This is a genomic window from Streptomyces sp. MRC013, assembly GCF_023614235.1.
Taxonomy (GTDB): Bacteria; Actinomycetota; Actinomycetes; order Streptomycetales; family Streptomycetaceae; genus Streptomyces.
This window is the reverse complement of sequence record NZ_CP094264.1, coordinates 553,463-573,867: the sequence shown is the minus strand read 5'-3', so window position 1 is coordinate 573,867 and position 20,405 is coordinate 553,463. Positions and strand designations below refer to the sequence as shown.

The 20,405-nt window shown below is 74.4% G+C and carries 16 protein-coding genes and 2 pseudogenes; 7 read left to right on the top strand and 11 right to left on the bottom strand.

Translation table 11 applies throughout. The annotated features are described in order from the left end of the window. Positions 1-11 precede the first annotated feature (11 nt). Positions 12-236 carry a hypothetical protein gene (locus LUW75_RS02645; protein WP_250334183.1) on the bottom strand — a complete coding sequence of 75 codons (225 nt, stop codon included), beginning with the start codon at positions 234-236 and terminating at the stop codon, positions 12-14. Positions 237-527: 291 nt separating this feature from the next. Further along, a complete protein-coding gene (locus LUW75_RS02640) occupies positions 528-1,163 on the bottom strand; it encodes a TetR/AcrR family transcriptional regulator (protein ID WP_250334182.1) in 636 nt (211 codons plus the stop codon). A 120-nt stretch (positions 1,164-1,283) separates the two neighbouring features. Here LUW75_RS02640 and LUW75_RS02635 point away from each other — a divergent pair, with 120 nt between their 5' ends. From LUW75_RS02635 to LUW75_RS02610, 6 genes and pseudogenes are all read left to right on the top strand, one after another. Further along, positions 1,284-1,853: an NAD(P)H-dependent oxidoreductase gene (locus LUW75_RS02635; protein WP_250334181.1), complete on the top strand. Its 570-nt coding sequence runs from the start codon at positions 1,284-1,286 to the stop codon at positions 1,851-1,853. Between the two features lie 159 nt (positions 1,854-2,012). After that, positions 2,013-3,480 (top strand): annotated as a pseudogene (locus tag LUW75_RS02630) (AlkA N-terminal domain-containing protein). Positions 3,481-3,497: 17 nt separating this feature from the next. Beyond that, a complete protein-coding gene (locus LUW75_RS02625) occupies positions 3,498-4,004 on the top strand; it encodes a methylated-DNA--[protein]-cysteine S-methyltransferase (RefSeq protein ID WP_250334180.1) in 507 nt (168 codons plus the stop codon). 454 nt (positions 4,005-4,458) lie between these two features. After that, positions 4,459-6,096, top strand: a complete 1,638-nt coding sequence (locus tag LUW75_RS02620) for a substrate-binding domain-containing protein (RefSeq protein ID WP_250334179.1) — start codon at positions 4,459-4,461, stop codon at positions 6,094-6,096. 320 nt (positions 6,097-6,416) lie between these two features. Continuing rightward, positions 6,417-6,614, top strand: coding sequence for a type II toxin-antitoxin system VapB family antitoxin (locus LUW75_RS02615; protein ID WP_250334178.1), 198 nt, complete (start codon positions 6,417-6,419; stop codon positions 6,612-6,614). Positions 6,615-7,191: 577 nt separating this feature from the next. Continuing rightward, positions 7,192-7,587 (top strand): TipAS antibiotic-recognition domain-containing protein, encoded by a 396-nt coding sequence (locus tag LUW75_RS02610; protein WP_250334177.1) that lies wholly within the window; start codon positions 7,192-7,194, stop codon positions 7,585-7,587. 137 nt (positions 7,588-7,724) lie between these two features. Here LUW75_RS02610 and LUW75_RS02605 read toward each other — a convergent pair whose 3' ends face one another. After that, a complete protein-coding gene (locus LUW75_RS02605; protein ID WP_250334176.1) occupies positions 7,725-9,428 on the bottom strand; it encodes a BCCT family transporter in 1,704 nt (567 codons plus the stop codon). 112 nt (positions 9,429-9,540) lie between these two features. Between LUW75_RS02605 and LUW75_RS02600 the strand changes: the two genes are divergently transcribed. Next, positions 9,541-10,695, top strand: coding sequence for a glycerate kinase (locus LUW75_RS02600; RefSeq protein WP_250334175.1), 1,155 nt, complete (start codon positions 9,541-9,543; stop codon positions 10,693-10,695). A 118-nt stretch (positions 10,696-10,813) separates the two neighbouring features. On the opposite strand, the gene pssA is transcribed toward LUW75_RS02600, so the two are convergent. The 8 genes and pseudogenes from pssA to LUW75_RS02560 all read right to left on the bottom strand — a co-directional run bounded on the left by pssA (position 10,814) and on the right by LUW75_RS02560 (position 20,315). Next, positions 10,814-11,680 (bottom strand): CDP-diacylglycerol--serine O-phosphatidyltransferase, encoded by an 867-nt coding sequence (gene pssA, locus LUW75_RS02595; protein WP_462933684.1) that lies wholly within the window; start codon positions 11,678-11,680, stop codon positions 10,814-10,816. Beyond that, complete coding sequence (locus tag LUW75_RS02590) at positions 11,667-12,323, bottom strand: phosphatidylserine decarboxylase (protein ID WP_250334174.1); 657 nt, start codon at positions 12,321-12,323, stop codon at positions 11,667-11,669. Before LUW75_RS02590 ends, pssA begins: the two co-directional genes overlap by 14 nt. A gap of 170 nt (positions 12,324-12,493) precedes the next feature. Continuing rightward, positions 12,494-13,699, bottom strand: a complete 1,206-nt coding sequence (locus LUW75_RS02585) for an acyl-CoA dehydrogenase family protein (protein ID WP_250334173.1) — start codon at positions 13,697-13,699, stop codon at positions 12,494-12,496. A gap of 2 nt (positions 13,700-13,701) precedes the next feature. Beyond that, positions 13,702-14,266 (bottom strand): annotated as a pseudogene (locus tag LUW75_RS02580) (MaoC family dehydratase). Between the two features lie 5 nt (positions 14,267-14,271). Continuing rightward, a complete protein-coding gene (locus LUW75_RS02575) occupies positions 14,272-15,246 on the bottom strand; it encodes an HpcH/HpaI aldolase/citrate lyase family protein (protein WP_250337519.1) in 975 nt (324 codons plus the stop codon). A 46-nt stretch (positions 15,247-15,292) separates the two neighbouring features. Further along, positions 15,293-17,314 carry a protein meaA gene (locus LUW75_RS02570; RefSeq protein ID WP_250334172.1) on the bottom strand — a complete coding sequence of 674 codons (2,022 nt, stop codon included), beginning with the start codon at positions 17,312-17,314 and terminating at the stop codon, positions 15,293-15,295. Positions 17,315-17,342: 28 nt separating this feature from the next. Next, positions 17,343-18,680 carry a crotonyl-CoA carboxylase/reductase gene (ccrA, locus tag LUW75_RS02565; RefSeq protein WP_250334171.1) on the bottom strand — a complete coding sequence of 446 codons (1,338 nt, stop codon included), beginning with the start codon at positions 18,678-18,680 and terminating at the stop codon, positions 17,343-17,345. An 810-nt stretch (positions 18,681-19,490) separates the two neighbouring features. Continuing rightward, positions 19,491-20,315, bottom strand: a complete 825-nt coding sequence (locus LUW75_RS02560; RefSeq protein WP_250334170.1) for a TetR family transcriptional regulator — start codon at positions 20,313-20,315, stop codon at positions 19,491-19,493. Positions 20,316-20,405: the final 90 nt, after the last annotated feature.

The following is a 20,405-nucleotide window of genomic DNA, read 5'->3' as shown; positions in this document are numbered from 1 at the left end:
GCAGGTCCGCTCTACCCGCCCTGCTGCGGGTGGACCCCCCACCGCCGTTCGCGCGCCCGCCGCGCGCCCTCGACGACCGCGTCCAGGACGAACCACGTCGCCAGGAACGCCACCGCCTCCAGGGCGAAGCTGCCGAACCTGTAGAACAGGCTCGCCAGGACGAAGGACACCGCGAAGACCGGGAACTGCCGGGCCGCCAGATCGGTCGAGCTGAGGTTGTGCAGCAGCTGGAACATCGTCGTCCCCCCGGGGGAAGGGGTGGGAGGCACCGCTCCGTCGCACGCGGTGCCCCGCACCGCCATCGTCCTCCCGGTCCGCGCGCGCCGCATCCCCGGGAGGCGGACCCCGCCCCGCCGGTACGCGCGCCGGGGTCCGCCCGCTCGCCGGCGCCCCCGGGGAGGAGCGCCACGGGGACGGTGCGGATCCGCCGGCGGCTCGCCCCGGACGGGCCCGGTCCCGCCGCCCGCGGCCCGGAGGGGGCACCGGGCACCGGCGAGCGCCGCGCCGGCGGGCGGGGGCGGTCGGGGTCAGGGGTCCCGGCGCGCCAGCGTCCGCGACACCAGGTCGTGCCAGCCCGCCTCCACCCGGCCCGGCGGCAGGCCGCGCCCGGACACCAGGTGGTGGACCAGGCCCGTGTCGAGGTACCCCAGCAGGGTGTGCGCGGACAGCTCGGCGTCGGCGTCCGTACCCGCCTCGCGCAGCAGCGCCGTCAGGTGCGCGAGCCGTACGAGACGGGCCGGCACGGTGTACCGGCGCACCGGGTCGGGCCGGTGGGCGGCCAGGTACAGGTCCCGGTGCGCGCCCTCGTGGCGCAGGACGGCCGGGCCGAAGGCGTGCAGCCGCTCGTCGGCCGGGGCACCCGGCCCGAGCGGCGCCGGGCCGGACATGAACGCCGCCTGGAACTGCTGCTCCCGGTGGTCCAGCAGGGCCAGCAGCAGCCCCGAGCGGTCGCCGAACCGGCGGAACACGGTGCCCTTGCCGACCTGCGCGGCACAGGCGACGGCCTCCATGGTCAGGTTGGCGGCGCCCTGCTCGGCGGCCAGCCGGGCGGCGGCCTCCAGGAGCCGGGCGCGGTTGCGGGCCGCGTCCGCGCGCAGCCGCGGCGGCGCCCCGGCGGGGGTGAGGGACAGCTCCGTGCGTCCGTGCGGGGGCGGAGGGGTCATGGAGGCAGCCTAACGCGACCGGAATGAAAATGGACCACGGTCCGTTTCGCTGGTACAACCGTAACCGGACTCCGGTCCGCTTATCTGTCCTTCCCTTCGCCTCCCCTTCCAGGAGCCACCATGCCCGTCCGCATCCTCGCACTCGTCGGCAGCCTCCGCGCGGGCTCCCACAACCGCCGGCTCGCCGAGACCGCCGTCTCCCTCGCCCCCGAGGGCGTCACCGTGGAGCTGTACGAGGGCCTTGCCGACGTGCCCTTCTACAACGAGGACGTCGACACCGAGGGGAGCGCTCCCGAGGCCGCCGCCCGGCTGCGGGCCGCCGCCGCGGAGGCCGACGCCCTGCTGCTGTTCACCCCGGAGTACAACGGCACCATGCCCGCCGTGCTCAAGAACGCGATCGACTGGCTGTCCCGCCCCTACGGCGCCGGGGCCCTCCGGGCGAAGCCGGCCGCCGTCGTCGGCACCGCCTTCGGCCGGTACGGCGGCGCGTGGGCGCAGACCGAGGCCCGCAAGGCCCTGGGCGTGGCCGGCGCCCGCGTGCTGGAGGACGTCGAGTTCGCCCTGCCGGGCTCCGTGACCCGCTTCGCCGACACCCACCCCTCCGAGGACGCGGAGGTCGCCGCCGGCCTGCCCGCCGTCCTCGCCCGGGTCGCCGAGGCCGCCGCCGCCCCCGCCGAGGCCACCGCCTGACCCCCGCGCGCCCGCTCCGCGACGGTGGCCGCCCGAGGCCACCGTCGCGGGGCGACCGCGATCGTGCGCACCGATCCGGAGGACCCGCCCCCAGGCCGGGCGAGGCCCATGTCGGATTCCCGCCAGCGCCGGCCGGCCCGCCTCGACCATGCTGGGGGCGTGCACACCGACACCGAGCGCTGCGTGCGGGCCGTCCGGTCGAAGGACGCCCGCTTCGACGGATGGTTCTTCACCGCCGTCCTGACCACCCGCATCTACTGCCGCCCCAGCTGCCCGGTCGTGCCGCCCAAGCCGCAGAACATGGTCTTCTACCCGAGCGCCGCCGCCTGCCAGCAGGCCGGCTTCCGGGCCTGCAAGCGGTGCCGCCCCGACACGAGCCCCGGCTCCCCCGAGTGGGACGTCCGCGCCGACGTCGTCGCCCGCGCCATGCGCCTCATCCGCGACGGCGTCGTCGACCGCGAGGGCGTGCCCGGACTCGCCGCGCGGCTCGGCTACTCGACCCGCCAGATCGAACGGCAGCTCCTGGCCGAACTCGGCGCCGGGCCCCTCGCCCTCGCCCGCGCCCAGCGCGCCCAGACGGCCCGGGTCCTCATCGAGACCACCGCACTGCCCATGGCCGACGTGGCGTTCGCCGCCGGTTTCTCCTCCGTACGCGCCTTCAACGACACCGTCCGGGAGGTGTTCGCCCTCGCCCCGACCGAGCTGCGCGCCCGCGCCGCCGGCACCCCGGCGCCCACTCCCGGCGTGATCGCGCTGCGGCTGCCGTACCGCACACCGCTGAACCCCTCCAACCTCTTCGGCCACCTCGCCGCGACCGCCGTCCCCGGCGTCGAGGAGTGGCGCGACGGCACCTACCGGCGCACCCTCTCCCTGCCGTACGGGCACGGCGTCGCCGCCCTCGCCCCGGCCGCCGCCCACATCGCCTGCCGCCTCCACCTCACCGACCCGCGCGACCTGGCCCACGCCATCAGCCGCTGCCGCTGGCTCCTCGACCTCGACGCCGACCCCGTAGCCGTCGACGAGCAGCTGCGCGCCGACCCGCTGCTCGCCCCGCACGTCGACCGGGCGCCCGGCCGCCGGGTGCCGCGCACGGTCGACGCCGCCGAGTTCGCCGTCCGCGCCGTCCTCGGCCAGCAGGTCTCCACGGCCGCCGCCCGCACCCACGCCGGGCGCCTGACCGCCGCGTACGGCACCCCCGTCGAGGACCCCGGAGGCGGCCTCACCCACCTGTTCCCCGCACCCGAGGCGCTCGCCGCGCTCGATCCGGACGCCCTCGCCCTGCCGCGCAGCCGCCGCGCCACGCTCACCACCCTCGTGGGGGCCCTCGCGGAGGGCTCCCTCAAGCTGGGTCCCGGCAGCGACTGGGACGCCGCCCGCGCCACCCTGATCGCGCTGCCCGGCTTGGGGCCCTGGACCGCCGAGATCATCGCCATGCGCGCGCTCGGCGACCCCGACGCGTTCCTCCCCACCGACCTCGGCGTCCGCCGCGCCGCCGCCGGGCTCGGCCTGCCCGCGACCCCCCGCCGCCCTCACGGCCCGCGCCGCCGCCTGGCGCCCCTGGCGCGCCTACGCCGTCCAGTACCTGTGGGCCACCGACAGCCACCCCGTCAACCACCTCCCCGCCTAAGTCCGAGGAAGCCCGCCATGAACCGGCAGCACACGACCGTCGACAGCCCCTACGGCCCGCTCACCCTCGTCGCCACCGACGGCGTCCTCAGCGGGCTGTACATGGCCGGCCAGCGCCACCGGCCGCCCCGGGAGACCTTCGGCGAACCCGACCCGCGCCCCTTCCGCGAGGCCGTCCGCCAACTCGACGCCTACCACGCACGCGAACTGACCCGGTTCGACCTGCCGCTGCGCCTGGACGGCACCCCGTTCCAGCGGCGCGTGTGGGAGCTGCTGAGGGCCATCCCGTACGGCGAGACCCGCACCTACGGCGAGCTTGCCGCCGCCCTCGGGCAGCCCACCGCCTCCCGCGCGGTCGGCCTCGCCAACGGGCGCAACCCGATCGGGATCATCGTCCCCTGCCACCGCGTGGTCGGGGCGGACGGCGGCCTCACGGGGTACGGCGGCGGCCTGGACCGCAAGCGCCGCCTGCTCGCCTTCGAGAGCGGCGCCCCGGCCCCGGAGGCCCTCTTCCCGGTCGGCTGACGGCCCGTCACGCGGCCCCGGCCGGTCGGCCGGCCCCGTGCGCGGCCGGACGACCGACCCGGCCGCGCGGCCCGCGAGCCGCGCCGTTCCACCGGCGACCCGCGGACCGGCGTGCACGGAATCCCCACGCGAACCGGCGCGCGACCGGCCCGGACGCCCGCCACACGGCTCGGGCCCCCTCGGCGCCCCCACGGCGGGCAACCGGCCTCCCGGCTCCCGCGGGACCCGGCGCCACCTCGACGGACCGCGGTCGGGGAACGGGCGGAGGGGGCGGACGGGGGCGGGAGCCGGGTCCCGACCGGGGGCCGGGCCGGTGAACGGGAGATTTCGCAGATGGCCCCCGGGTGAACATCGTTCGGAGAGCTCCGACACCGGTGGCAGCCCCCGCACCCGCTCGTCACTCTGGGCCTCCTGCCAACCGCCCTGGCGGTCAGAAGAGTTCGGGGGTCCTGTGATGAGCGAACAGGTGGAGCAGTGGATCGCGATCCTGAGTCTCGTGGTTCCCGTGGCGGCGTTCCTGTGGGAGTTCGCCGTCGTCGGCCGCAAGCGGCTCGGCTACCGGGTGCAGATGGACACCCTGGCCGCCGACGCGGCCGGCAAGCCGTACGCCGACGTGCTGGGGGACATGGAGCACGACGGCCACCGGCTCAAGGACCCCTCGTTCGTCCTGCTGCGCATCGAGAACGCCGGGTCGGCCAGGATCCTCTCCGAGGACTACCTGGCCGACCCCGCCGACCCCTACGGCATCAAGGTCACCTTCCGCGACCGCCGGGTCGCGGCCGTGGTCCTCACCGATCCGAGCGAACAGGAGGTGCCCGACTTCTTCTTCGAGGAGGTGGAGGAGGACGACAACACCGTCCGCACCGTCGCCAAGCCCGGCTTCCGCCGCAGCAACAGCGAAGCGGACCGCACGGGCATCGTCCGGCTGCCGAAGGTGACCCTCTCCCGGGGCGCCGAGTACAAGGTGCTCATCGTGCTGGAACGCTGGCCCGACGACAACGGCACCGGCGAGTTCCCGGAGCCGATCGTCAGCGGCGTCGGCGGGCAGGGCCACTGGTACGACACGGTGCTGAGGTTCTTCCGGCTGAAGGCGACCAGGACCGAGAGCCACGTCTTCGCCTCCCGGCCCGCCTGGTGGCTCATCTGGATCCTGATCGCGGGCGTCGGCGTCCAGGCGTGCTTCACGCTCCTCCTGCCCGACGAGCGGCGGCCTCCGATGGACTGTGTCGGGGGCACCCTCCACCTCCACGGTTCCACGGCCTTCGAGAGCGCCGCGCGGGCCGCCGCCGAGGACTACCTCAAGCGCTGCGAAGGAGCGGGCGTGTCCGTCCTCGACGGCCCCTTCAAGGGGAGCGGCAAGGGGGTCACCGCCCTGGAGCGGGCCGGCGAGGACGCCGGGATCGGGGTCGGCGAGGGCCTCGGCGACCACATCGCCTTCACCGACGGCCTCGCCCCCGACGGCCACCCCCGGCTGATCCCCAGACCCGTCGCCCTCTCCGTGTTCACCCTCGTCGTCAACAGGAAGGCGGGCGTGGAGAACCTGAGCCTGACCCAGGTACGCGAGATCTTCGCCGGCCGGGTGAAGAACTGGTCCCAGGTCGGCGGCAGCGACGAACCCGTCCACCTGATCAACCGCGAGCCCCGCTCGGGCACCCGCAACACTCTCGTCTCCAAGCTCCTGGACGGCAGGCAGCCGCCCCAGTTCACCGTGACCGACTGCGCGTCGCTGAAGCCGGACCGGTACGGCAACTGCGAGGTCGACGAGACGTCCCTCGTGCTGGACGAGGTCGCTTCGAGGCCCGGGGCCATCGGCTACAGCGAGGCCACGAAGGCCGGCGGCCACCGGGACGCCGGACGGCTCGTCAAGCTGAGGATCGACGGCAGGGAACCGACGGCGGAAGGCGTGGAGGAAGCCGGCTACCCCTACTGGCAGACCGAGTTCGCCTACACCTACGGCGAGGTGCCGGCCGGCTCCGTGGCGGCGTCCTTCCTGAACTACCTCACCCAGCAGAGCGGCCGCGACGTCCTGCGCGAGCACGGCCACGCCCTGTGCTCCGAGACGGAGAACTCGGGGGAGTGCCGACCGACCTGACCCCGCCCCCTGGACGCCCGCCCGCGCGGACGGGGAGGCGCGCCGATCCGACGGCCGCCCCGGGGCTTCGGAGCGGGCCCGGCCCGGACGGGGCCGCCTTCGACGGAGGTCCGCAGGGGTTCGGGGGCCCTTCCGGCACCCGCCGCCACCCGCCGCCACCCGCGGCTTCCGCCGGCCGCGGGCCGCCGGGACCCGGGGGCCGCCGGGACCCCGGTCCGCCGGGGGTGCCGGCGCCGTCGGGAACCGCCGCCGCACACCGAGCGCACGGGGATTCCCGCGACCGCCGAACGGGCACGCTTTCGACGCTGTAGGGTCCGCCCATGGCCAAGGTGAACATCGCCCTCGACGCCGAACTCGTCGTGGAAGTCATGGTGCTGGCGGGTGTCGGCGACCCGCGGGACGCCGTCGAACTCGTCGTCCGCGACTACATCGAGCGGGGGCACCGCACCGAGGCGCGGGTGGCGCCCCGCGAGGGCGACCCGCGCCGCCCCGAGCCCGGGCAGCGGGAACAGGGCTGACCGCCCGCCCCGAAGCGGTGCGGATCGCGGTGGCGCCGCCCGCCGGGCGCGCCGCCGACCGCGGCCGCCGCACCCCCGTCCCGCCGCTTCGGGGGCGCCCCCGACCCGCGGACCGACGGCACGGCGTCCCCCGCCGGCCCTCGCCGGCCCTCGCCGGGCCGGCCGTCCGACGGATCCGCCCCCGCCCCGCGTCCGTGGCGGGGGCGGCGCCCGGCCCACCGCACGGGTCGCGGCCCCCTCCCCGCGCGTACGCTCCCGCCCCCGCGCCCCGCGCGCGTACGGAGGCGCCCGCCAGTCCGGCACCGGCGGCCTGTACGCCAGCCCGCGCCCCGCGCGCGTACGGAGGCGCCGCCGCGACGGCCGCGGACGGCGTTGGCCGCGGCCGTCGCGGCGGGCGGACGACACACGTGCCGGCCGGCCCGGGGGCGCCCGGCCCCGCGGGAGGCGACGGCGGGGTCCGTAAAGGGTTTGCCGGGCCCGGGAGGGCGTGCCACTGTTCCGCCTGGACCGGCAGTGGATCACTGCCGGCGGGGCGGCCGCCCTCGGGGACCCCCGGCACAGGCGGCGAAGGAGAGACATGAGGTCCGGTGCCATGGACGAGCAGTACGCGGACGAGTGTCGGCAGGCACTGGCCAGGGAGCAAGCCCGGAGCCTCTCCGAGACCGACGACTGGGGACACGTGGACCGGGACCGGGTCCACCGGGACTGGGACGTCCTCTACAAGGAGCTCGCGACCCACCTGGACGGCTCGCTGCCGGAGGACCGGCACATCCAGGAACTCGTCCACAGGCACTTCGAGATAGCCTGCCGCTTCTACACCCCCAGCAGGGAGGCGTACGCCGGCATGGCGCTCTTCTACGCGGAGAACGGCCCCATGAGGGAGTTCCACAACTCCTACCACCCCCGGATGGTCGACTTCCTGGGCGAGGCGATGAGGGTGTACGCCAGGCAGGGTGCCGGCTTCCCCTCGTAGGGCCGGAGCACCGGCGCCGTTCCGCCGGACCCGCGCACCCCGGCCCGGCGGCCGACCGCCGGGCCGTGAGCGTCCCCGGACGGCCGGCCCGGAGCCTCCCGCCTCACCGGGGTCCGGGGCGCCCCGGACCCCGGCCGTCACTCCGTGCCGCCGGGACCCGCACCGTCTCCCGTCCCGCTGCGCGCCCGCGCCGCGCGCCGCAGCCGGTGGTGGCGCGCCGGCGCCCGCTCCGTCACCGTGTCGCCGGCCATCGCCCGCACGACGTCGCGCAGCCCGTGCGGCGCGGGGTTGCGCGCCGGGCCGGCGCCCGGGTCCGCCCGCAGCTCCTTCAGCAGCGCCCAGCACAGGCAGAGCATCACGGCCACGAACGGCAGCGCCACCAGGATCGTCGCCGTCTGCAGGGAACCGAGGCCGCCGACCACCAGCAGCACCGCCGCGACCACCGCCATCAGCACGCCCCAGCCCACCACCAGCCACGTCGGCGGGTGCAGCGCGCCCCGGCTGGTCAGCGAGCCCATCACCAGCGACGCCGAGTCCGCGCTCGTCACGAAGTACGTCATCACCAGCACCATCGCCGCGAACGACGTGACCGTCCCGGCCGGCAGCGCGTCCAGCATCGCGAACAGCGAGGCCTCCGCCCCCTCCCGCGCGGCGCCCGCCAGGTCCGCGGCTCCGGTCGACTGCAGGCGCAGCGCCGAACCGCCCATCACGCAGAACCAGAAGACCGTCGCGCCGCTCGGCACCAGCAGCACCCCGGTCAGGAACTCGCGGACCGTCCGGCCGCGCGAGATCCGGGCGATGAACGTCCCCACGAACGGGGCCCACGACAGCCACCACGCCCAGTAGAAGATCGTCCACGTCCCCAGCCACGCGCGGTCGGAGAACGCGCCCGTGCGGGTCGCCATCGGCAGCAGATCCTGCAGGTAGCCGCCGATCGACGCCGGGATCGAGTCGAGGACGTACACGGTCGGCCCGATGAGGAAGACGAACACCGCCAGCGCCGCCGCGAGCGTGATGTTCAGCGTCGACAGCCACTTGACACCCCGATGCAGCCCGGAGAAGGCCGACGCCACGAACGCCGCCGACAGCACCGCGATCACCACCAGCTGCGTCGTGCGGCCCGCCGCCACCCCGGTCGTCAGCTCCAGGCCCTCGGCCACCTGCAGCGCGCCCAGGCCCAGACTGGTCGCCGTGCCGAACACCGTCGCGAACACCGCGAGCAGGTCGATCAGCCGGCCCGGCCAGGACTCCGCCCGCCGGGCGCCGAGCAGCGGCACGAACGCCGCGCTCAGCCGGTTCCCGCGCCCCTTGCGGAAACCCGCGTAGGCCAGGGCGAGCCCGACGACGCCGTAGATCGCCCACGGGGTGAGCGTCCAGTGGAAGAACGAGTACTCCATCGCCGCGCGGGCCGCCTCGGCCGACTCGGCGCGCACCCCGGTCGCCGGCGGCGGGGACAGGTAGTGGGCGAGCGGCTCCCCGACCCCGTAGAACATCAGCCCGATGCCCATGCCGGCGCTGAACATCATCGCGATCCACGCGAGGTCGCCGAACTCCGGCCGGGAGTCGTCCGCGCCCAGCCGGATCCGGCCGAACCGGCCGACCGCGATCACCAGGCACAGGACCAGGAAGACGTCGGCGGCCACCACGAACAGCCAGCCGAAGTTGCCCAGGACCCAGGCCAGGCCCGCGGACGACGCGCCGGCGAAGGACCCCCCACCCAGCCAGGCCCACAGCACCAGGACGAGGACGGTGGTGAAGCCGACCGCCACGACGGCGCGGTCCGGCGAGGGCCCGGAGGGGTGCTCGGGGGGAGGGGCGGGCGGCGGCGGGTCCGTGCTCATGGCGCCCCACTATGGTGAGGAACGGCGGCACACGGAGGGGCGGCGCGCCGTCGGGGGCTCCGGACGGGGCAGCCCCGGCGCGGCCGCCCGGATGACGGCGAGGGGTGCGGGGATGGCGGACGGAGCGGTCGCGGGAGCCGCCCACGTGCTCGTGGCGGCCGACAAGTTCAAGGGCTCCCTCACGGCCGGGCAGGTCGCGGAGCGGGTGACGGCGGGGCTACGGAGCGTCGTCCCGGACCTCCGGGTGGAGGCGCTGCCCGTCGCGGACGGCGGCGACGGCACGGTCGAGGCCGCGGTGGCGGCCGGGTTCGAACGCCGCGAGGTCCGCGTGACCGGCCCGCTCGGGGCGCCCGTGGCGGCGGCGTTCGCCCTGCGCGGCGGTACGGCGGTCGTGGAGATGGCGGAGGCGTCCGGTCTGCGGCGGCTGCCCGCGGGCGTCCTCGCCCCCCTCACGGCCACCTCGTACGGCTCGGGGGAGCTGCTGCGCGCCGCGCTCGACGCCGGGGCCCGCACCCTCGTCCTGGGTGTCGGCGGCAGCGCCACGACCGACGGCGGCGCCGGCATGCTCGCCGCGCTCGGCGCGCGCTTCCAGGACGCGGACGGCCGGCCCGTCGGACCGGGCGGCGGCGGCCTGCGCGACCTGGCCGCCGCCGACCTGTCGCGGCTGGATCCGCGCTTCGCCGACGCGGAGCTGGTGCTCGCCGGTGACGTCGACAACCCGCTGACCGGCCCGGAGGGCGCCCCGGCGGTCTTCGGGCCGCAGAAGGGCGCGACGGGGGAGGACGTGGAGGTCCTGGACGCGGCGCTCGTGCGGTACGTCGAGGTGCTGGCGGGCGCCATGGGCCCGCGCGCCGCCGAGGCGGCCGCCGCGCCGGGCGCGGGCGGCGCGGGCGGCGTCGGCTACGGCGCCCTGGTCGGCCTCGGAGCGGTCTTCCGCCCCGGCATCGAGGTGATGCTGGACCTCCTGGGCTTCACCGGCGCCCTGGACCGGGCCACCCTCGTGATCACCGGGGAGGGCTCCCTCGACGAGCAGACCCTGCGCGGCAAGGCCCCGGCGGGGGTCGCCGCGGCGGCGCGCGCGGCCGGGGTCGGGACCGTCGCGGTCTGCGGCCGCCTGGCGCTGTCCCCGGAGGCCCTGGGGCGGGTGGGCATCCGCCGCGCCTACCCCCTCACCGACCTGGAGCCGGACCCGGCCGCGTGCGTCGCCGAGGCGGGTCCCCTCCTGGAGCGGGTCGCGGCGGGCATCGCACGCGACCTCCTGGGCTGACGCCCGCCCGGCCGCCCCGCCGCCGACGGCGGGCCCGCCCGCCGGGGCCGTACGGTCGCGGGCGTACGGCGAGGGGCCGGGTGCGCGTCGCACCCGGCCCCTCGGCCCGTCCGTCCGCCTACGGCAGCTGCGCCGCACGCGCCTCCCGGCTCTCGCGCCGGTGGTCGCGGAAGGTGTTCACCCGCCGCGCGGTCGCGAAGAGCGGGATCACCGCGCCCAGCACGACCTGCAGCGCGCAACCCGTCTGGAGCAGCAGCTGGCCGCCCGGGGCGTCGAACGCCCACGCCGCCAGCATGGCCATCGCGCCCACGATCCAGCTCAGCATCGCCACCGCGAGGACGCCCCGCGGCTTGGGGTACTCGACCCGGCTCACCATCAGCCACGCCGTCCCGACGATCGCCAGCAGCGTCGGGACGAACGGCAGCTCCAGCAGCACGATCGACACGACGGTCAGCGCGCCGAACGGGCTCGGCATGCCCTGGAACATGCCGTCCTTCATCGTCACGACCGAGAACCTCGCCAGCCGCATCACGACGGCGAGCAGCACCACGATCGCCGCGACCGCGGACACCCGCTGGTGCGCGTCGTCCGCGACCATCCCGTACACCAGGACGAAGTACGCCGGGGCCAGGCCGAAGCTGATCAGGTCCGACAGGTTGTCCAGCTCGGCGCCCATCGGCGACGAGCGGAGCTTGCGCGCCACGAGGCCGTCGAACAGGTCGAAGATCGCCGCGCACAGCATCAGTATCACGGCCGTCGCCGCGGAGTGCCGGGCCATGCCGGTCTCTTCGCTGCCCATGAGGTGCGGGATGAGGATGCCGGTGGTGGTGAAGTACACCGCCATGAAACCGCAGGTGGCGTTGCCCAGCGTGAGCGTGTCGGCTATCGACAGGCGCAGCGACAGGGGCATCTCCTCCTGCTCCTCGGCGTCCGTCTGGCCGTCGGCGACCCAGTCGGCCGGCCGCTCGGGCTCAATCACGGTCAATGCGAGTCACCCCCGCGGTCGTGGTCTGGCCGACCTCGACGGCGACGTCCACACCTTCCGGGAGGTAGACGTCGACCCGCGAGCCGAAGCGGATCAGACCGATCCGGTCACCCTGCTCGACCTTGGCGCCCTGCGGCAGGTACGGCACGATGCGCCGGGCCACGGCGCCGGCGATCTGCACCATCTCGATGTCGCCGAGCTCCGTGTCGAAGTGCCAGACGACGCGCTCGTTGTTCTCGCTCTCCTTGTTGAACGCCGGCACGAAACCGCCCGGGATGTGCTCCACGGACGTCACCGTGCCCGCCAGCGGGGCGCGGTTGACGTGGACGTTCAGCGGGCTCATGAAGATGGCGACGCGGGTGCGCCCGTCCTTCCACGGCATGATGCTCTGCACCACCCCGTCGGCGGGCGAAATGACCCTGCCCTGCGCGATCTCGCGCTCGGGGTCGCGGAAGAACCACAGCATGCCGGCCGCGAGCGCGGTGGTCGGGACGGCGATCGCCGCGGCACGCCGGGAGCGGCGCGCGCGGACGAGGCTTGCTGCTGCGGTGGCGACGGTCGGCAGAAGCCACGGCGATGCTCCGCGCGCGAGGCGTACGCCGGTGAGGCTGACGCGAGGTGCAGAGGTTTGGCTGTGGGGCATGGATGACCTTCGTAGCGGGTGATGCCGCGCTCGGGAACGGGGGACGGCGGCTCTTCGGCGATGCTATCGGTTGCGGGCCGCAACTGGGCAAGCCAGAAGCGGAGTCGACGACCGGAAGAAGATGACCGGATGTGATCTTCTTCGCGGTCGTATCGCCCCAAAACCCGCAATCAGCTCTGGACCCGGTACTCCTCGAGCAGGCGCCTGCCGATGATCATTTTCTGGATCTCGGCGGTGCCTTCACCGATGAGCAGCATCGGTGCCTCCCGGTAGAGGCGCTCGATCTCGTACTCCTTGGAGAACCCGTAGCCCCCGTGGATGCGGAAGGCGTCCTCCACGACCTCCTTGCAGTACTCGGAGGCCAGGTACTTGGCCATGCCTGCTTCGAGGTCGTTTCGCTCCCCTGAGTCCTTTTTGCGAGCCGCGTTGACCATCATGGCATGAGCAGCCTCTACTTTGGTAGCCATTTCAGCCAATTTGAACTGAATCGCCTGATGCTGGGCGATCGGCTTGCCGAAGGTGCGGCGCTGCTGGGCGTACTCCACGCCCAGCTCGAAGGCGCGCTGGGCGACACCGCAGCCGCGGGCCGCCACGTTCACCCGGCCGACCTCCACGCCGTCCATCATCTGGTAGAAGCCCCGGCCGGTGGTCCCGCCCAGGACGCGGTCGGCCGGAACGCGCAGCCCCTCCATGACCAGCTCGGTGGTGTCGACCCCCTTGTAACCCATCTTGTCGATCTTGCCGGGGATGGTGAGGCCCGGCCGGACCTCGCCGAAGCCCGGTTCCTTCTCCACCAGGAACGTCGTCATCGACCTGTGCGGGGCCGTTCCCCCGGGGTGTCCTTCGTCACTCCGGACCAGTACGGCCACCAGGGTGGACGTGCCGCCGTTGGTCAGCCACATCTTCTGGCCGTCCAGGACGTAGCCGTCGCCGTCCCGCACCGCCCTCGACGTGATGGCCGACACGTCCGAGCCGAGGCCCGGCTCCGACATCGAGAACGCGCCGCGCACCTCGCCGGTCGCCATCCGCGGCAGGAACGCGTCCTTCTGCTCCCGCGTGCCGTGCTGCTTGATCATGTACGCGACGATGAAGTGGGTGTTGACGATGCCCGACACGGACATCCAGCCGCGGGCGATCTCCTCCACGCACAGCGCGTAGGTCAGGAGCGACTCGCCCAGGCCCCCGTACTCCTCGGGGATCATCAGGCCGAACAGGCCCAGCTCCCTGAGCCCGTCGACGATCTCCTGGGGGTACTCGTCCCGGTGCTCCAGCGCGGTCGCGACCGGGATGATCTCCTTGTCGACGAAGTCCCGGACGGTGGAGACGATCTCCTGCTGGACGTCGGTGAGGCCGTGCGTCTGCGCCAGTCGGGCCATGGCTACTCCTCCTGCGCCTTCGGTTCCGAATGAAGGGTGCCGGCCCGCGGGGGCGCCGGTCGGGGGTGGGAGACGGGCGGACGGCCGGGCTGCTCGCCGCCGCGCTCCTCGACGTACGTCGCGGTGGGGACCATCACCTTGCGGCGGAAGACGCACACGAGCGTGCCGTCCTGCTTGTACCCCCCTGGTCTCGACGTGGACGATCCCGCGGTCGTCCTTCGACCTCGACGGCCGCTTGCCCAGGACCGTCGTCTCGCCGTAGACCGTGTCGCCGTGGAAGGTCGGCGCCACGTGCCGCAGCGACTCGATCTCCAGGTTGGCGATGGCCTTGCCGGAGACGTCCGGCACCGACATGCCCAGCAGCAGCGAGTACACGTAGTTCCCGACGACGACGTTCCTCCCGAAGTCGGTCGTCCCCTGCGCGTAGTGCGCGTCCAGGTGGAGCGGGTGGTGGTTCATCGTGAGGAGGCAGAAGAGGTGGTCGTCGTACTCGGTGACCGTCTTCCCGGGCCAGTGCTTGTAGACCGCCCCGACCTCGAACTCCTCGTAGGTGCGTCCGAACTGCATCCGCCTCACGCCCCCGGGATCTCGAACGTGCCGGTGCGCCGCATCCCGGCGGCCCGGCCCTTGCCCGCGACGACCAGGGCCATCTTGCGGCTGGCCTCGTCGATCATCTCGTCGCCGAGCATCGCGGAGCCCTTCCTGCCGCCCGCCTCGGACGTGTGGTACTCGTACGCGTCCAGGATCAGCTCGGCGTGGTCGTAGTCCTCCTGCGACGGGGAGAACACCTCGTTGGCCGCCTCGACCTGGCCGGGGTGGAGCACCCACTTGCCGTCGAAGCCCAGCGCGGCGGCGCGGCCGGCGACCGCGCGGAAGCCGTCCACGTTCCTGATCTGGAGGTAGGGGCCGTCGATCGCCTGGAGGCCGTTGGCGCGGGCTGCCATCAGGATCTTCATCAGGATGTAGTGGTAGGCGTCCGCCGGGTAGCCGGGCGGCTGCTCGCCGACCACCAGCGACTTCATGTTGATCGACGCCATGAAGTCGGCCGGGCCGAAGACGATCGTCTCGATGCGCGGCGACGCCTGCGCGATCTCGTCGACGTTGTTCAGGCCGCGGGCGTTCTCGATCTGCGCCTCGATGCCGATGCGGCCGACCTCGAAGCCCATCGTCCTCTCGATCTGCGTCAGCAGCAGGTCCAGGGCGACGATCTGCGAGGCGTCCTGCACCTTCGGCAGCATGACGCAGTCGAGGTTCTGGCCGGCGCCCTCGACGACCGTGACGACGTCCCGGTACGTCCAGTGGGTCGTCCAGTCGTTGACCCGCACCACGCGGGTCTTGCCGGTCCAGTCGCCCTCGTTGAGGAACTTCACGATCGTGTGCCGCGCCTCCGGCTTGGCGAGCGGCGCGCAGGCGTCCTCCAGGTCCAGGAACACCTGGTCGGCGGCCAGGCCCTGGGCCTTCTCCAGGAAACGCGGGTTCGAGCCCGGCACCGCCAGGCAGGAGCGGCGGGGGCGCAGCCGGTTCACGGAAGGGGGGAGGGGGCGGATCCGCTCCCCCCGGGGGCGGGGGACGGGTGGGCCGGCGTGGTCTGGGTCATGCGGGGACCTCCGTGCTTTCGAGGGGGGCGAGCTTGTTGGCTTTGCGGATCTCGTCGACGATACGACCGATGATCCGGGTGATCCCGAAGTCCTTCGGGGTGAAGACGGCGGCCACCCCCGCGCGCCGCAGCCCGGCGGCGTCGGCGGGGGGGATGATCCCGCCGACGACGACCGGGACGTCGGCGGCGCCGGCGCCGCGCAGCCGCTCCAGCACGTCCGGTACCAGCTCGGCGTGCGAGCCCGACAGGACGGACAGCCCCACGCAGTGCACGTCCTCGGCGAGCGCGGCGTCCACGATCTGCCCGGGCGTCAGCCGGATGCCCTGGTAGACCACCTCGAAGCCGGCGTCCCTGGCCCGTACGGCGATCTGCTCGGCGCCGTTGGAGTGCCCGTCCAGGCCCGGCTTGCCGACCAGCAGCCGCAGCCGTCCCGCGCCCAGCTCGGCGGCCGTCCGGGCGGTCTTCTCCCGGACGGCCGCGAGCGGGGTCCCCTCCTCGGCCGGCACCGCCACGGGGGCGGACGAGACGCCGGTCGGCGCGCGGAACTCGCCGAACACGTCGCGCAGCGCCCACGCCCACTCCCCGGTGGTGACCCCCGCACGGGCGCACTCCAGGGTGGCGGCGAAGAGGTTCCCGTCCCCGGCGGCCGTCGCCTTGAGGGCGGCGAGGGCGTCCCGGGCGCGGGTCTCGTCGCGCTTGTCGCGCCACTCGTGCAGCGCGGCGACGACCCGCGCCTCGTTCGCCGGGTCCACGGTCTGGACCGCCGTGTCCAGATCCGCGGTCAGGGGGCTCGGCTCGGTGGACTCGAAGCAGTTGACGCCGACGACCCTCTCCTCGCCGGACTCGATCCGGGCCCGCCGCTCGGCGTGCGAGGCGACCAGCCGCGACTTGAGGTAGCCGGACTCGACGGCGGCCAGCGCGCCGCCCATCGCCTGGATCCGGTCGATCTCGGCCAGGCACTCCTCGACCAGGGCGTCCACCTTCGCCTCGACGACGCGCGAACCGGCGAAGACGTCGTCGTACTCCAGCAGGTCGCTCTCGTACGCCAGCACCTGCTGGATGCGCAGCGACCACTGCTGGTCCCAGGGCCGGGGCAGGCCCAGCGCCTCGTTCCAGGCGGGCAGCTGCACGGCCCGGGCGCGGGCGTCCTTCGACAGCGTCACGGCGAGCATCTCCAGGACGATGCGCTGGACGTTGTTCTCCGGCTGCGCCTCGGTCAGGCCGAGCGAGTTGACCTGCACGCCGTAGCGGAAGCGGCGCTGCCGGGGGTCCTCGATCCCGTACCGCTCGCGGGTGACCTCGTCCCAGATGCGGCCGAAGGCGCGCATCTTGCACATCTCCTCGATGAAGCGGACTCCCGCGTTCGCGAAGAACGAGATCCGGGCGACGACGTCGCCCCTGCGCTCCTCGGGGACCTGCCCGGAGGCGAACACCGCGTCCAGGACCGCGATGGCCGTGGAGACGGCGTACGCCACCTCCTGGACCGGGGTGGCGCCCGCCTCCTGCAGGTGGTAGCTGCAGATGTTGATCGGGTTCCACTTGGGGAGGTGGTTCACCGTGTAGGCGATGAGGTCGGTGGTCAGCCGCAGCGACGGGCCGGGCGGGAAGACGTGCGTCCCGCGCGACAGGTACTCCTTCACGATGTCGTTCTGGGTCGTCCCCTGGAGCCGGGAGAGGTCCGCGCCCTGCTCCTCGGCCACCGCCTGGTAGAGCGCCAGCAGCCACATGGCGGTGGCGTTGATGGTCATGGAGGTGTTCGTCCGCTCCAGGGGGATGCCCCGGAACAGGCGCCGCATGTCGCCGAGGTGGGAGACCGGCACGCCGACCCGGCCGACCTCGCCGCGGGCGAGGACGTGGTCCGGGTCGTAGCCGGTCTGCGTGGGAAGGTCGAACGCGACCGAGAGACCGGTCTGCCCCTTGGCGAGGTTGCGCCGGTACAGCTCGTTGGACGCCTCGGCCGTGGAGTGGCCGGCGTACGTCCGCATGAGCCAGGGGCGGTCCTTCTTGCGTTCCGTCATGACGGTGTGTCGCCTCTCGGACGTCCGGTCAGATGTTCCGGAAGCGGTTGATGGCGTCGATGTGCCTGGCGCGCTTCTCCGGGTCGCGGACGCCCAGGCCCTCCTCGGGGGCGAGGCACAGGACGCCGACCTTGCCCTGGTGGAGGTTGCGGTGGACGTCGTGGGCGGCCTGGCCGGTGTCCTCCAACGCGTACACCTTCGACAGGGTGGGGTGGATCCTGCCCTTGGCGACCAGGCGGTTGGCCTCCCACGCCTCGCGGTAGTTGGCGAAGTGCGAGCCGATGATCCGCTTCAGCGACATCCACAGGTAGCGGTTGTCGTACTGGTGCTGGTAGCCGGAGGTCGAGGCGCAGGTGACGACGGTGCCGCCCTTGCGGGTGACGTACACCGAGGCGCCGAAGGTCTCGCGGCCCGGGTGCTCGAAGACGATGTCGACGTCCTCGCCGCCGGTCAGCTCGCGGATGCGCTTGCCCAGGCGCTTCCACTCCCCGGGGTCCTGGGTGTGCTCGTCCTTCCAGAACCGGTAGCCTTCGGCGCTGCGGTCGATGATCGCGGTCGCGCCCATGGACCGGCAGACGTCCGCCTTCTGCTCGCTGGAGACGACGCAGACGGGGTTGGCGCCGCCGGCCAGCGCGAACTGGGTGGCGTAACTGCCGAGGCCGCCGGAGGCGCCCCAGATCAGGACGTTGTCGCCCTGCTTCATGCCGGCGCCGTTGCGGGAGACGAGCTGGCGGTAGGCGGTGGAGTTCACCAGGCCCGGCGCGGCGGCCTCCTCCCAGCTGAGGTGGTCCGGCTTGGGCATCAGCTGGTTCGACTTGACCAGGGCGATCTCCGCCAGGCCGCCGAAGTTCGTCTCGAAGCCCCAGATCCGCTGCTCGGGGTCGAGCATCGTGTCGTTGTGGCCGTCGGAGGACTCCAGCTCCACCGACAGGCAGTGCGCGACGACCTCGTCACCGGGCTTCCAGGCGTGCACGCCCGGACCGGTGCGCAGGACGACGCCCGCCAGGTCGGAGCCGATGACGTGGTACGGCAGGTCGTGGCGCTTCGCCAGCTCCGACAGCCGGCCGTAGCGCTCCAGGAAGCCGAAGGTCGGGACCGGTTCGAAGATCGAGGTCCACACCGAGTTGTAGTTGACCGAGCTGGCCATCACGGCGACGAGGGCCTCGCCGGGGCCCAGCTCCGGCAGGGGCACCCGGTCGAGGTGGAGGGACTTGCGGGGGTCCTTCTCGCGCGTGTCGAGCCCGGCGAACATCTCGGTCTCGTCCTTGTGGACGGTGACCGCGCGGTAGGACTCCGGCAGCTCGATGTGGGCGAAGTCCGCGGACGTGGAGTCCGGCGACTGGATCGCGTCCAGGATTTCCTTCACGTGGTGCCTCCGGCGATGCACGCGTCCCGGGGGACGCTGAGGGGTACGTCGAGGTGCTGCTTGTGGGAGGTGTGCCGTCGGTTCGGCCGGTGGTGCTGGGTGCGCGGGGTCCCGCCGGGCCCCGTCCCCGCTCGTGGCGGGGGGCCGGGGGCGGCGGAGCCGCTGCGGGAAGTGCCTGTGACGCAGGCGTCCGGGCGCGCGGCCGGGAGGGGCCGCGGGGACAGCCGGCGTACGGCGGTTCTCCGTACGCCGGTCACCCGGACGACATCAACGTATGGCACCCCGTGCCAGGTGACAAGACACTGCGTGCCAGAAGTTTCTCACGTGTGATCAGGGGTGCTCGAATGAGCGATGATCGATCGTTCTCTGCCGGGTGCCCGCCCCCGCCCGCCCCGGAGGCCGGGGCGGGCGGGGGACACGGGGAACGGGACGGCGGCCCGGCGCGAGGGGCGCCCCCGCGGTACCCGGCGGGCGGGCCCGCGGCTCCCGCTGGCGGCGGCGGGCCGGGGCACCGCCCGCCTTCCCCGGGGCCCGCGCGGCACCGGCCCCCCCGGGCCCGCGCGGCACCGGCCCCCCGGGCCCGCGCGGCACCGGCCCCCCGGGCCCGGGCGGCGGCCGACCGCGGGGGAGGCGGTGGGCGGCGGACGGCGCGGACGCGCCGGGGAGCCCGGCGGGCCGGAACCCCGGGCGGCGCCCCGGAGCCGGGCCGGCCGCGCCGGAGGGCCGCCGACCGCCGGTCCGCCGGGCGCCGCCCGGGCGCCGCCGGCCCGTGCGGTGCCGTCCCCCGGCGCCCCGGGGCGCGTTCGGCGGTCAGGCCGCGTCGTGGCCCAGCGCGCGGGTGATCGTACGCATGACCTGGTCCAGCGGCGCGTCGGTACGGGCCACCGCGACCAGCACGTCGCCCTCCGCCGAGGCGGTGACCGCGGGCCCCTCGCCGCCCGTCCGGGCCGCCGCGGACCGGCCGGCGCCGATGCCGGTGCCGAACGTCCTGCGGACGATCGCGAACGCGTGGTCCAGCTGGGCCTCCACGTCGCCCTCGGCGCCGGCCCGCAGCCAGCGCCGCAGCACGTGGTTGTGCGCCGTGACGACCGCGGACGCGGCCACCTCCGCCAGCAGCGGGTCGTCGTTGCCGTCGTGGTGGTCGTGCTCGTCGAAGTGGCCCAGCAGGTAGCGGGTGAACAGCCGCTCGTAGCGGGCGACCGAGGCGATCTCGCGCTCCCGGAGGGTGGGGACCTCCCGGGTGAGCCGGTAGCGCGCGACGGACACCGCCGGGGACGCCGCGTACATCTTCATGACCTCCTTGATGCCCCGGCACACCGTGTCGAGCGGGTGCTCGTGCGCGGGGGCCGCGTTGAGGACCGCCTCCGCCCGGACCAGGGTGTCGTCGTGGTCCGGGAAGATCGCCTCCTCCTTGGAGCGGAAGTGACGGAAGAAGGTCCGCCGCGCCACGCCCGCCGCGGCGGCGATCTCGTCAACCGTCGTCGCCTCGTACCCCTTCGCCGCGAACAGCTCCATCGCGGCCGCCGCCAGTTCGCGGCGCATCTTGAGCCGCTGGGCGGCGGCGCGGCCGCCCGCGGCGCTCTCCGGGGCGTCGGACGCGGTGCTGGCACGGGGTGTCTTCGCGGGCTGGGACATGTCCCGAACGTACTCCATCCCTCCCGGGGAACGCGCCCGAGGGGGAGAGCCGCCCGGCGGCGCGAGCAGCCCGCCCCACTCGCCGCACGC

Excerpts from the sequence above, each read along its gene's own strand:
- LUW75_RS02605 (WP_250334176.1), bottom strand. The coding sequence starts at position 9,428 with ATGAGCACGGACCCGCCGCCGCCCGCCCCTCCCCCCGAGCACCCCTCC.
- LUW75_RS02635 (WP_250334181.1), top strand. The coding sequence starts at position 1,284 with ATGCCCGTCCGCATCCTCGCACTCGTCGGCAGCCTCCGCGCGGGCTCC.
- LUW75_RS02625 (WP_250334180.1), top strand. The coding sequence starts at position 3,498 with ATGAACCGGCAGCACACGACCGTCGACAGCCCCTACGGCCCGCTCACC.
- LUW75_RS02590 (WP_250334174.1), bottom strand. The coding sequence starts at position 12,323 with ATGCCCCACAGCCAAACCTCTGCACCTCGCGTCAGCCTCACCGGCGTA.
- LUW75_RS02600 (WP_250334175.1), top strand. The coding sequence starts at position 9,541 with ATGGCGGACGGAGCGGTCGCGGGAGCCGCCCACGTGCTCGTGGCGGCC.
- LUW75_RS02585 (WP_250334173.1), bottom strand. The coding sequence starts at position 13,699 with ATGGCCCGACTGGCGCAGACGCACGGCCTCACCGACGTCCAGCAGGAG.
- LUW75_RS02610 (WP_250334177.1), top strand. The coding sequence starts at position 7,192 with ATGAGGTCCGGTGCCATGGACGAGCAGTACGCGGACGAGTGTCGGCAG.
- LUW75_RS02645 (WP_250334183.1), bottom strand. The coding sequence starts at position 236 with ATGTTCCAGCTGCTGCACAACCTCAGCTCGACCGATCTGGCGGCCCGG.
- LUW75_RS02560 (WP_250334170.1), bottom strand. The coding sequence starts at position 20,315 with ATGTCCCAGCCCGCGAAGACACCCCGTGCCAGCACCGCGTCCGACGCC.
- LUW75_RS02640 (WP_250334182.1), bottom strand. The coding sequence starts at position 1,163 with ATGACCCCTCCGCCCCCGCACGGACGCACGGAGCTGTCCCTCACCCCC.
- LUW75_RS02620 (WP_250334179.1), top strand. The coding sequence starts at position 4,459 with ATGAGCGAACAGGTGGAGCAGTGGATCGCGATCCTGAGTCTCGTGGTT.
- LUW75_RS02615 (WP_250334178.1), top strand. The coding sequence starts at position 6,417 with ATGGCCAAGGTGAACATCGCCCTCGACGCCGAACTCGTCGTGGAAGTC.
- LUW75_RS02570 (WP_250334172.1), bottom strand. The coding sequence starts at position 17,314 with ATGACGGAACGCAAGAAGGACCGCCCCTGGCTCATGCGGACGTACGCC.